Raw genomic sequence first — 11,786 nt, forward strand, 5'->3', positions numbered from 1 at the left:
ACTAAATCTTGAATGAGGCACATGTTCCTGTGGGAGCTGGCTTGCCAGCGATGAGGCCGGTACATCCAACATCAATGTTGAATATCAGACCGCCATCGCTGGCAAGCCAGCTCCCACAGGGATTGCATTTCACATTCGAGAGAATGGGATCAGGCGTACTGCGCAGCCGCGTATCCGGACGCCCACGCCCACTGAAAGTTGAAGCCGCCCAGATGCCCGGTGACGTCGAGCACTTCGCCGATGAAATACAGGCCGGGGCTTTTCAGCGATTCCATGGTTTTCGACGAGACTTCGCGGGTATCCACGCCACCGAGCGTCACCTCGGCCGTGCGATAGCCTTCGGTGCCCGCCGGCACGACTTTCCAGCTGCCCAGCTTGTCGGCGATCTCGGCCAGTTCGGCGTGGGTGTACTGCTTCATCGGTTTGGAGACGAACCAGTTGTCTGCGAGCAGGTTGGCCATTTTCTTGGTGAAGATCTCGCCGAGTAGCGTCTTCAGCTCGCTGTTCGGCCGTTCGGCCACTTGCTGCTGCAGCCAGCTCGCGGCGTCGTGATCCGGCAGCAGGTTGATCTCCACCGTATCGCCGGATTCCCAGAACGAGGAAATCTGCAAAATCGCCGGGCCGCTGAGGCCACGGTGCGTGAACAGGATGTTTTCGCGAAAGCTCTGCTCGTTGCAGCTGACCAGACAATCCACCGAAGTGCCGGACAGCTCGGTGCACAGTTCCTTGAGCTGGTCGGTGATGGTGAACGGCACCAGCCCGGCGCGGGTCGGCAGCAGTTCATGGCCGAACTGTTTCGCCACCTGATAGCCGAAACCAGTGGCGCCCAGCGTCGGGATCGACAGGCCGCCCGTGGCAATCACCAGCGACTGGCACTGCACCTGGCCGAGCGTGGTGTCGAGCAGGTAACCGCTGTCGACTTTCTCGATGGTCTGGATCGAAGTGTCCAGATGCAGCTCGACGCCGGCCTGATCACATTCATCAAGGAGCATTTCGAGGATGTCGCTGGATTTGTTATCGCAGAACAGCTGACCGAGTTTTTTCTCGTGGTACGGCACGCCGTGCTTGCCGACCATGCCGATGAAATCCCACTGGGTGTAACGCGCCAGTGCGGATTTGCAGAAATGCGGATTCTGCGAAAGGAAATTGCCCGGCTCGGTGTACATGTTGGTGAAGTTGCAGCGGCCACCGCCCGACATGAGGATTTTCTTGCCGGCCTTGTTCGCGTGATCGAGCAGCAACACCTGACGCCCGCGCCCGGCGGCGGTCAGTGCACACATCAACCCAGCGGCGCCAGCGCCAATGATCACGACTTCGGTAGAGCGCAAAACGGTGTCCTCACACAAAATTCAAAATCACCTGTGACCCATGTGGGAGCGGGCTTGCCCGCGATGAGGCCTGCACATCCAACATAGATGTTGTCTGTCAGTCCGTCATCGCGGGCAAGCCCGCTCCCACAGGGGATCTTCTTTGGATGGAAGATCGATTACAAAATGCGTACGCGCAGCGAGCGGCCCTTGATCTTGCCATCGTTCAAACGCTGCAGGGCCTGCATGGCCACGGTGCGTTCCACGGCGACGTAGGCCTGGAAATCGAAGATCGCAATCTTGCCCACTTGCGCACCGGGAATGCCGGCTTCGCCCGTCAACGCACCGAGAATGTCGCCCGGGCGCACTTTGTCTTTGCGCCCGGCGCCGATGCACAGGGTAGTCATCGGCGGCTGCAGTGGTGCCAAGCCCTGGGACTTGAGGTTGTCGATCTGATCCCAGTTCAGCGGCGATTTCTGCAGTTGTTCGATGGCTTGCGCACGGTGCGCTTCGCCCGGGGCGACCAGGCTGATGGCAATGCCTTTCTCGCCGGCGCGACCGGTACGGCCAACCCGGTGAATATGGATTTCCGAATCGCGGGCCAGCTCGACGTTGATCACCATGTCCAGCGCATCGATGTCCAGACCACGGGCGGCAACGTCGGTGGCGACCAGCACCGAGGTGCTGCGGTTGGCGAACATCGCCAGCACCTGATCGCGATCACGCTGTTCCAGATCGCCATGCAGGCCGACTGCGGAAATGCCTTTGGCGGTCAGGTGATCGACGGTTTCCTGCACCTGCTGCTTGGTGAAGCAGAACGCCACGCACGAGGCCGGGCGGAAGTGATGGAGGACTTTGGTCACTGCGCTCATGCGATCTTCCGGGGAAATCTCATAGAAGCGCTGCTCGATCTGGGTGTCATCGTGGAACGCTTCGGCTTTCACCGTTTGCGGGTCACGCATGAACTTCGAGGCCAGTTGCTTGATGCCCACCGGGTACGTGGCCGAGAACAGCAGGGTCTGGCGGCGCTCGGGAGTCTTGACGATGATGTCTTCGATGGCGTCGTAGAAACCCATGTCGAGCATGCGGTCGGCTTCGTCGAGGATCAGCGTGTTCAGGCCATCGAGCACCAGCGAACCCTTGCGCAGGTGCTGCTGAATGCGCCCCGGCGTGCCGACGATGATGTGCGCGCCGTGCTCCAGCGAAGCGATCTGCGGGCCGAACGACACGCCGCCGCACAGGGTCAGGACTTTGATGTTGTCCTCGGCGCGAGCCAGACGACGGACTTCCTTGGCGACCTGGTCGGCCAGCTCACGGGTCGGGCAGATCACCAGTGCCTGGCAGCCGAAGTAGCGCGGGTTGATCGGGTTGAGCAAGCCGATACCGAACGCGGCGGTCTTGCCGCTGCCGGTCTTGGCCTGGGCGATCAGGTCCATCCCCTTGAGGATCACCGGCAAGCTCTGCGCCTGGATCGGCGTCATCTGGGCATAACCGAGTGATTCGAGGTTAGCCAGCATGGCGGCGGACAGGGGCAGAGTATTAAAAGCGGTGGCGATGGTGGTCACGGGACGGGCCTGCAAAACAAAATGTCGCGCAGTGTAGCAGCCCCGTGCCACTTTCTTCGAAAGTTCTGGACGAACAGCGATCAATGTTCGATGTGTTGTTCCGGGCGTTTGGGCCGGCGCCCGTCTTCCTTCGACAGTTGCGAGAAGATCGTCGCCGCCAGCATCGCCATCACCCCAACCGTGACAAAGGTCAGCTGGAACGCACCGAGCACGGTGTCCACGCCGTCGTTGCCGATCTGCGCGGTAAACCCGCCGAGCAGCGCACCGGCGCAGGCCACACCCAGACTCAGCGACAACTGCGCGACCACCGACAACAGGCTGTTGCCGCTGCTGGCGCTGGCGTCGTCGAGGTCGATCAGCGTCACCGTGTTCATCGCCGTGAACTGCAACGAGTTGATCGCGCCGAGCACCGCCAGCAGGCACAGCAGCAGCCAGTACGGCGTCTGCTCACTGACCAGCGCCATGCTCGCCAGCATGATCCCCAGCGCCAGGGTATTGCCGGTCAGGACGATGCGATAACCGAGGCGTTCGATCAGCGGCCGCGCCACCCACTTGGCGACCATTGCCGCCGCCGCCAGCGGCAGCATGCTCATCCCCGCTTGCGATGGCGAATACCCCAGCGCCACTTGCAGCAGCAACGGCACCAGAAACGGCAGGGCGCCGCTGCCCAGACGGGCGAACAGATTGCCGAGAATGCCGACGGCAAAGGTGCGGGTCTTGAACAGCGACGGTGCGAACAAGGGATTGTCGATGTGCCCGGCGCGCAACCAGTACGCCGCCAGACAGGCCATGCCGGCGAACAGCAGCAACATCACCCGCAGGTGCGGCAGGTGCAATTCACCGAGGCCTTCCATGGCAATGGTGATGAGGATCATCGCCGCACCGAACAGCAAAAAACCCAGGCTATCGAAGCGCGTGCGTTCGCTGCCACGCAGGTCGGGGATGAACTTCCATACCGCGTAGCAACCGATCAAACCGACCGGCAGATTGATCAGGAAGATCCAGTGCCATGTCAGGTACTCGACCATCCAGCCGCCCATGGTCGGGCCGATCAAGGGGCCGAGCAATCCTGGAATGGTGATGAAACCCATGATCCGCACCAGCTCCGAGCGGGGGTAGGCGCGCAGCACCACCAGCCGCCCGACCGGGAGCATCAGCGCACCGCCGAGGCCTTGAATCACCCGTGCGCCGATCAGCATGCTCAGGCTGCTGGACAAGGCGCAGAGCAGCGAGCCGAAGCTGAACAGCAGAATTGCCCCGAAGAAGATTTTCTTGGTGCCGAAACGGTCGGCGATCCACCCCGAGGCCGGGATCAGCAAGGCCACGGTGAGCATGTAGGCAATGATCACGCCCTGCATGCGCAACGGGTCTTCGGCCAGATCGCGGGCCATCGCCGGCAGAGCGGTATTGAGGATGGTCCCGTCGAGGGACTGCATGAAAAACGCAATGGCGACGACCCACGGCAACCAGCGGGCGGTGATGGCGTCGAGAGGCGGGCGGTTGGGCATGGAACCTCTTGTCTCAGTGCATGTTCAAGGTCGAGCGCGGTCAGTGTGGGAGCTGGCTTGCCAGCGATGGCGGATTTCCAGACAAACAGATGTTGAATCTGATGTCCTCATCGCTGGCAAGCCAGCTCCCACAGGTGTTGCGGTGTCAGAGGGTCAGGGTCAGTCGGCTGACCAATGCCCCCGGCAGCAACGATGACGAGGTATTGCGCTGGCTATAAGTGCTCGCCGACAGCAGCAACTCCCGCTCGGCGGTCAACGCTTCCAGCTGCGAACCGAGCAGGTTGTAGGCGCTGTCGTCGAAACGCATGGTGCTGACCGGCGCCTGGATCTCGCCATTCTCGACCCAGAAGGTTGCGAAACGGGTCATGCCGGTCATGCGTGCGGCCGGTTGATCCGAGTAGTTCAGATACCACAGGTTGCTGATGTACAGCCCGGTGCCCAACTGCTGGAGGATCTGTTCCTGCGACAAGTCACCGGCGGCCATGTTCAACGCACTGGGCATTTCACCGCCGCCCGCGCCGTTCGCCGCCAGGCCATATTCGGCGGCACTGCGCGAGCCGACCAGTTGATCGCCGGCCTTGCCCTCGACAATCAGGCGCAAGTCGCTACGCGGATAACCCTCACCGGAAAACGCCGGACTCAGCGAAGTGCTGACTTTCTCGTCCAGCGACACCAGCGGGCTGAATGCCTGATCGCCGACGTAGAGCTTTTGCAGCGGGCTGCTCTTGCTGGCAATCGACTGTGCCGAAAACCCGCCCCAACTGAGCATGCCCATGATTTCTTCCAGCGCCGCCGGTGCCAGGTAAGCGCGGTACTGTCCCGGTGCCAATGTGCGTAACGGTCGAACCAGGTATTCAAGTTGCTCGCGCGCCTGAGCGAAGCGTTTGGCGAATCCTTCGCTGCTCCAGTCATGCCCGGCGTAGCTGGCCTTGACCGCTTCGCCGTTTTCATGGAACAGGCTGAAATCGAAATTGAAGCTGTTGGCCTGATGCCAGCCGAACGCCCCCGATGAGCTGGCGAAACCACGGCTGATCGGCCCGGCGGCGTAGAAACCGACGAGATCCAGGCCTTCAGCAGCAGCGCAGATTTCATCCACCACCTGCTCGGTGTCCGGCAGCGGATGCTCCTGCACGTTCTCGCTCTGCCAGCCGTTGTGGTTGAGCAGCAGGTACGGGTCCTGCGGCAGCAGCGGCAGGGTTTCGCGCAGTTGTTGCAGGCCTTCGCTGAGCCTGCGCAGGTCGCCTTCCTGATCGCCGGACAGGGTTACCTGCAAGTCGGCGTGGCGACCGTCATTGATCAGCTTCAGGACGATGTTGGCCTGTTGCACTTGCCCGGCCTGACGCACCTTGGCGTGATTGAAGCGCACGAACGCCGAGGCTTCGGCGGCGTAGCTGAGGGTGAACTGTTCCGGCTCGCGCACGCTGTCGCGCAGCCAATCGACCATGACCTTGAAGGCGTCGCACGGATTCTTCGAAATGCTCATCAGGCGTCTCCCCCAAACACATCAATATTGCTGAACACGCAAGCCGGCGAAGCGTGGCCGACGCGGATCACCTGGTTCGGTTCGCCCTTGCCGCAGTTCGGCGTACCAAGCACCTTGACGGTGTCGGCGTTGCCCACGGCGCGCAGGCTTTTCCAGAAGTGCGCGGAAATTGCCCGGTAGTTGGGATTTTTCACCACGCCTTTAAGTTCACCGTTCTCGATCAACTGGCCCCATTCGCAGCCGAACTGGAATTTGTTGCGAGCATCGTCGATCGACCACGAACGGTTGGTGCTCATCAGAATGCCGTGCTCGATGCCTGCAATGAGCAGGCTCAGCGGCTGGTCGCCCGGTTCGATATTGAGGTTGGCCATGCGGTCGATCGGCGCGCGGTTCCAGCTGCAGGCGCGGCTGTTGGCGACGCCGTCGAGACCGGCGCGGTATTGCGACAGGGCCCCGCCCAAGGGGCGCAGCAACAAGCCGTCGCGGATCAGAAATTGTTTGCTCGCCCGACTGCCATCGTCGTCATGCCCGTAACTGGCGAGTTCTTCGGGAATGCCCGGATCGAAGGTCACGTTGAGCAGTTCGGAGCCGTATTGCAGGCTGCCGAAGTCGCTGGTCTTGACGAAACTGGTGCCGGCGTAATTGCGCTCGTCGCCAAGGATCCGGTCGAGTTCCAGCGGGTGGCCGATCGATTCGTGGATTTGCAGCATCATCTGATCGGGCATCAACAGCAGATCGCGCGGGCCTTGCGGGGTGTTCGGCGCGAGCAGCAATTGCAGCGCCTGATCGGCGACTTGCGGGCCGGCGCCGACCAGGCCGCAGCGACTGATCACATCGGCGCCGCCCTGCTGGCCGAAATTCTCACGGCCGAGGCTGCGGGTCTGGCTGTCATTGCCGTCGTAGGCGGTGACGTCCAGGCTCGGGTACACGAAGCGCTGGGCCTGGCGCAATTCGGCGCCGGCGCTGCTCAGGTAGATCTGCTCGACGTGGGTAATGCCGATGCTCACTTGCCAGTTCACCAGGCGCTCATCCTTGGGCACCGAGGCGGATTCCGCGCCGAGCAACTCATAACATTCGCTCAGCGACGGAAAGGGTTGTTCGAGGTTGGGCGAAAAATAATCAGCCCGATCGCTGCTCAGCGGTTGATCGCGCAGGTCGAGCAAGGCGTGCGGCTTGAGCTGGCGGGCTTGCTGCTCGGCACGCTCGAGCGCGGTTTGCAGGCCTTGCTGCGAGAGGTCGTTGGTCGCGGCATAAGCTTCGACGCCGTTGACGCGCACGGTGAGCATCGCCCCCTCATCGCGGCTCAGGCTCGGCGGTTCGGCGACGTTCTTGCGCACCGACAGGTACTGCCCGGACTCGCGGACATAGCGCAGGGAAAAAAACTCGGCGCCCGTGCGCAAGGCAGCGAAGCGCTGCTTGAGCTGGGGGTGGAAATCGAACATTCGGAAACCTCCTTGTAGGGGCAAGCGGCACAGCGACGGCGGGGAGGGATGAAACGGTTGCGCGAGGTCTAGAGTAGGCCTGCGTGGGGGTAGGATCAAGTGAAGAGGGGGTGTAGGAGGTTTTACTGTGCAGCGGGGAATTGTGTGCTGGCTATGAGGGCCTCATCGCTGGCAAGCCAGGCTCCCACAGGTTTTTTGCTGAACACAATATGTGTGAACGACGCAAAACCCTGTGGGAGCTGGCTTGCCAGCGATTAGCCGTGACGCGGTGTTATGTCTTATTGAGTAACCGGGGTGATATCACGCATCGGCTTGCCTTTGACCGGCGCGCCGTTCGCTACGTAATACGCAGCATTGCTGCGCGGCAGCGGCTTGCGGCCACGGATCCTGTCGGCGATTTTCTCGGCCATCATGATCGTCGGCGCGTTGAGGTTGCCAGTGGTGATGATCGGCATGATCGAGGCATCGACCACGCGCAGGCTCTGCATGCCGTGCACGCGGCCTTCGCCATCGACCACAGCCATCTCGTCGGTGCCCATCTTGCACGAGCACGACGGGTGGAACGCGGTTTCGGCGTGCTCGCGGATGAACTTGTCCAGTTGCTCATCGGTTTGCACGTCAATGCCCGGGCTGATCTCCCGACCACGGAAGGCGTCCAGTGCCGGCTGCTGCATGATTTCCCGGGTCAGGCGGATGCCGTCGCGGAATTCCTGCCAGTCTTGCTCGGTGGCCATGTAGTTGAACAGGATGCTCGGGTGCTGGCGCGGATCCTTGGATTTCACCTGGATGCGGCCACGGCTCGGCGAACGCATGGAACCCATGTGCGCCTGGAAACCGTGTTCTTTGACACCGTTGCTGCCGTTGTAGTTAATCGCCACCGGCAGGAAGTGGTACTGGATGTTCGGCCATTCGAATTCCGGACGCGAACGGATGAAACCGCCGGCCTCGAACTGGTTGCTGGCGCCGATGCCGGTGCCGTTGAACAGCCACTCGGCACCGATGGCTGGCTGGTTGTACCAGAGCAGCGACGGGTACAGCGAGACCGGCTGAGTGCAGGCGTATTGCAGGTACAGCTCGAGGTGATCCTGGAGGTTTTCACCGACGCCCGGCAGGTCGTGAACCACCGGAATATCGAGGCTTTCCAGCAGTTTCGCCGGGCCGACGCCGGAGCGCTGCAGAATCTGCGGCGACGCGATGGCGCCGGAGCACAGCAGGACTTCCTTGCGCGCCTTGGCCTCCACGCGCTCTTCAGCATCACCAATCAAGTAACGCACGCCGACTGCACGCTTGCCTTCAAACAGAATCTTGTCGGTCAGCGCGTGGGTGACGATGGTCAGGGTCGAGCGCTTTTTGGCGACGTCGAGATAACCACGGGCGGTGGAAGCACGACGGCCATTCGGCGTCACGGTGCGGTCCATCGGGCCGAAGCCTTCCTGCTGGTAACCGTTCAAGTCTTCGGTGCGCGGATAACCGGCCTGTACGCCGGCTTCAACCATGGCGTGGAACAGCGGGTTGTTGCCGGCTTTCGGCGTGGTCACGCTGACTGGACCGTCGCCACCGTGGTAATCGTTCGGGCCGATGTCACGGGTTTCCGCCTTGCGGAAGTACGGCAGGCAATCGAGGTACGACCAGTTTTCCAGGCCCGGCAGTTTCGCCCAGCCGTCGTAGTCCATGGCGTTACCGCGGATGTAGCACATGCCGTTGATCAGCGATGAGCCACCGAGGCCCTTGCCGCGACCGCATTCCATCCGGCGACCGTCCATGTGTGGCTCTGGATCGGTTTCGTAGGCCCAGTTGTAGCGGCGGCCCTGCAGCGGGAACGCCAGCGCGGCCGGCATTTGCGTGCGGAAGTCGTAACGGTAATCCGGACCGCCGGCTTCGAGCAGCAGAACGGTGACGCCTTCGTCTTCAGTCAGACGGGTGGCAAGTGTGTTACCGGCCGAGCCGGCGCCTATGATGATGTAGTCGTATTCTTTAGTCATAAATTCTCCTGCGGGAGCTACAAGCCACTAGCTTCTAGCTGCAAGGAAAAGCAGCGAGCGGTGGCTTCGAAATCGGGGAGGGCGGCAAGCCCAAACTGCTTTTACTTGCAGCTTGAAACTTGCCGCTTGTGGCTCCTCAGAACACCGAGACGTAATCGCCCAGCTCGACCTGTACCGATTTGATGCGGGTGAAGTTGTTCAGCGAGCTGATCCCGTTCTCACGGCCCACACCCGACTGCTTGTAGCCACCGACCGGCATTTTTGCGTCGGACTCGCCCCAGGCATTGATCCAGCAGATACCGGCTTCGAGTTGATGAATCACGCGGTGCGCGCGGTTCAGATCGCGGGTGACGATACCGGCGGCGAGGCCGAAGTCGGTGTCGTTGGCGCGGCGGATCACTTCTTCTTCGGTTTCGTAGGAGAGGATCGCCATGACCGGACCGAAGATTTCTTCGCGAACGATGGTCATGTCGTCGGTGCAATCGGTGAACACGGTCGGTGCCACGAACGCGCCTTTGGCGAACTCGCCGTCAGTCAGACGACCGCCGCCGCACAGTACACGTGCGCCTTGTTCCTTACCTTTCTCGATGTAAGCCAGCACGCTTTCCATGTGGGCGAAGCTGACCAGCGGACCGAAGTTGGTATTTTCGTCTTCCGGGTTGCCGACGCGAATGCGCGCAACGCGTTCGACGATCTTGGCTTCGAACGCAGCTTTCAGGTGCGCCGGTACGAACACGCGGGTGCCGTTGGTGCAGACCTGACCGGAGCTGTAGAAGTTGGCCATCATCGCGGTGTCGGCGGCGCGATCCAGGTCAGCGTCGTCGCAGATGATCAGCGGCGACTTGCCGCCCAGTTCCATGGTCACGTCTTTGAGCGACGAAGCCGAAGCGCTGGCCATGACTTTCTTGCCAGTGTCGGTGCCGCCGGTGAAGGAGATTTTCTCGATGCGCGGGTGCTCTGTCAGCCAGGTGCCGACTTCACGGCCGCTGCCGGTCAGGACGTTGAACACGCCGTTTGGCACGCCGGCTTCGGTGTAGATCTCGGCCAGTTTCAGGGTGGTCAGCGAGGTGACTTCGCTTGGCTTGAAGATCATCGCGTTACCGGCTGCCAGAGCTGGAGCGGATTTCCACAAAGCGATCTGGATCGGGTAGTTCCACGCGCCGATACCGGCGACCACGCCCAGCGGCTCGCGACGGGTGTAGACGAAAGAGGTGTCACGCAGCGGGATCTGCTCACCCTCGATGGCCGGCACCAGGCCTGCGTAGTATTCCAGCACGTCGGCGCCGGTGACGATGTCGACGTACTTGGTTTCGGAGAAGGATTTACCGGTGTCCAGGGTTTCCAGCGCGGCCAGCTCATCGTTGCGCTCGCGCAGGATGTCGACGGCGCGACGCAGGATGCGCGAACGCTCCATGGCGGTCATCGCGGCCCAGATTTTCTGGCCCTTTTCAGCGCTGACCACAGCGCGCTCGACGTCTTCCTTGGTCGCGCGTTGCACTTGGGCGAGGACTTCACCGTTCGCCGGGTTGATGGCTTCGAAGGTGGCATCGCTGCCAGCGTCGGTGTACGCGCCATCGATGTAGAGTTTTTGCAGTTCGAAACGGGCCATAGTGTCCTCGCAAGTGCATTGGTTGTTGGCCTTGGCCACCGCGATGACGCTACGGTGGGGTTCAGGCGTCGAGCGGTTTCTGTGTGCTCTGACCTGCCTGCTTGGCCAATTGGAAATCCATGTATTCGTAAGCGATCCGTTGCGCCTGCGCCGTGTCGAAAGCGTCTCCCGACAGCGCGCCGCGCAACCACAAACCGTCAATCAACGCTGCCAGGCCTCGCGCGGCATTGCGCGCTTCTTCGAGCGGCAACGCCCGGCGGAACTCGCAGCACAGGTTGGAATACAGACGGTGATCGTTGATCCGCTGCAACCTGTGCAAAGACGGCTGGTGCATGCTGGTGGCCCAGAAGGCCAGCCAGGTTTTCATTGCCGGGCCATTGACCTGGCTGGCGTCGAAGTTGCCTTCGATGATCACCTGCAGATGCGCCCGCGGGCTGTCATCTGTCAGCGCCTGACGGCGCGCGGTGACGTTCTCGCTGAGGACGCTCATCAGGTACCGCATCGTGGCGGCGATCAGGCCGTTCTTGTCCTGAAAGTAATGACTGATGATGCCATTCGAGACACCGGCCAAACGGGCGATCAGCGCAATGCTGGCGTCCCCCATTCCGACCTGATCGACCGCTTGCAACGTGGCTTCGATCAGTTGTTGACGGCGGATGGGTTGCATACCGACCTTGGGCATCTTGCACATCTCCTTAGGCCTTCCGAGGGGCGAATGACGCCGATCGGATTGAGGGCCAGTCTATTTTGTTTTGATTGAACGTTCAATCAACAAAGAATAAGATCTGCGACAATTCGTCGCTGCCTACAGCTTTTTCCTACGTGTAATGACGATAAAAACCGACACTTGAAACGGCTCGAAACCTGCGTGGGGCATGGCGCGGTTCGCG

General features: G+C 61.5%; 8 protein-coding genes. All 8 read right to left on the reverse strand.

Annotated features, from left to right (window positions below; genetic code table 11):
• Window positions 1-149 precede the first annotated feature (149 nt).
• Window positions 150-1,328, reverse strand: coding sequence for an NAD(P)/FAD-dependent oxidoreductase (locus BLU24_RS03415; RefSeq protein WP_093097554.1), 1,179 nt, complete (start codon window positions 1,326-1,328; stop codon window positions 150-152).
• Between the two features lie 158 nt (window positions 1,329-1,486).
• Window positions 1,487-2,872 (reverse strand): ATP-dependent RNA helicase DbpA, encoded by a 1,386-nt coding sequence (gene dbpA, locus BLU24_RS03420; RefSeq protein ID WP_090287027.1) that lies wholly within the window; start codon window positions 2,870-2,872, stop codon window positions 1,487-1,489.
• An 80-nt stretch (window positions 2,873-2,952) separates the two neighbouring features.
• Entirely contained in the window at window positions 2,953-4,380 is a 1,428-nt protein-coding gene (gene mdtD / locus BLU24_RS03425; protein ID WP_090287025.1) for a multidrug transporter subunit MdtD, read from the reverse strand.
• Window positions 4,381-4,525: 145 nt separating this feature from the next.
• Entirely contained in the window at window positions 4,526-5,863 is a 1,338-nt protein-coding gene (locus tag BLU24_RS03430) for a TldD/PmbA family protein (RefSeq protein WP_093097557.1), read from the reverse strand.
• Window positions 5,863-7,305 carry a TldD/PmbA family protein gene (locus tag BLU24_RS03435; RefSeq protein WP_093097559.1) on the reverse strand — a complete coding sequence of 481 codons (1,443 nt, stop codon included), beginning with the start codon at window positions 7,303-7,305 and terminating at the stop codon, window positions 5,863-5,865. Before BLU24_RS03435 ends, BLU24_RS03430 begins: the two co-directional genes overlap by 1 nt.
• Before the next feature lie 278 nt (window positions 7,306-7,583).
• Entirely contained in the window at window positions 7,584-9,287 is a 1,704-nt protein-coding gene (gene betA / locus BLU24_RS03440; protein ID WP_093097561.1) for a choline dehydrogenase, read from the reverse strand.
• Between the two features lie 136 nt (window positions 9,288-9,423).
• Window positions 9,424-10,896 (reverse strand): betaine-aldehyde dehydrogenase, encoded by a 1,473-nt coding sequence (betB, locus tag BLU24_RS03445; protein WP_093097563.1) that lies wholly within the window; start codon window positions 10,894-10,896, stop codon window positions 9,424-9,426.
• Between the two features lie 61 nt (window positions 10,897-10,957).
• Entirely contained in the window at window positions 10,958-11,578 is a 621-nt protein-coding gene (betI, locus tag BLU24_RS03450) for a transcriptional regulator BetI (protein ID WP_093097566.1), read from the reverse strand.
• Window positions 11,579-11,786 lie beyond the last annotated feature (208 nt).

This window comes from Pseudomonas sp. Z003-0.4C(8344-21), from assembly GCF_900104975.1.
GTDB lineage: Bacteria > Pseudomonadota > Gammaproteobacteria > Pseudomonadales > Pseudomonadaceae > Aquipseudomonas > Aquipseudomonas granadensis.

What these genes read in the sequence shown, in the direction of transcription:
- BLU24_RS03435 (WP_093097559.1), bottom strand. Translation starts at nt 7,305, where the DNA reads ATGTTCGATTTCCACCCCCAGCTCAAGCAGCGCTTCGCTGCCTTGCGC.
- betI (WP_093097566.1), bottom strand. Translation starts at nt 11,578, where the DNA reads ATGCCCAAGGTCGGTATGCAACCCATCCGCCGTCAACAACTGATCGAA.
- BLU24_RS03430 (WP_093097557.1), bottom strand. Translation starts at nt 5,863, where the DNA reads ATGAGCATTTCGAAGAATCCGTGCGACGCCTTCAAGGTCATGGTCGAT.
- betA (WP_093097561.1), bottom strand. Translation starts at nt 9,287, where the DNA reads ATGACTAAAGAATACGACTACATCATCATAGGCGCCGGCTCGGCCGGT.
- betB (WP_093097563.1), bottom strand. Translation starts at nt 10,896, where the DNA reads ATGGCCCGTTTCGAACTGCAAAAACTCTACATCGATGGCGCGTACACC.
- mdtD (WP_090287025.1), bottom strand. Translation starts at nt 4,380, where the DNA reads ATGCCCAACCGCCCGCCTCTCGACGCCATCACCGCCCGCTGGTTGCCG.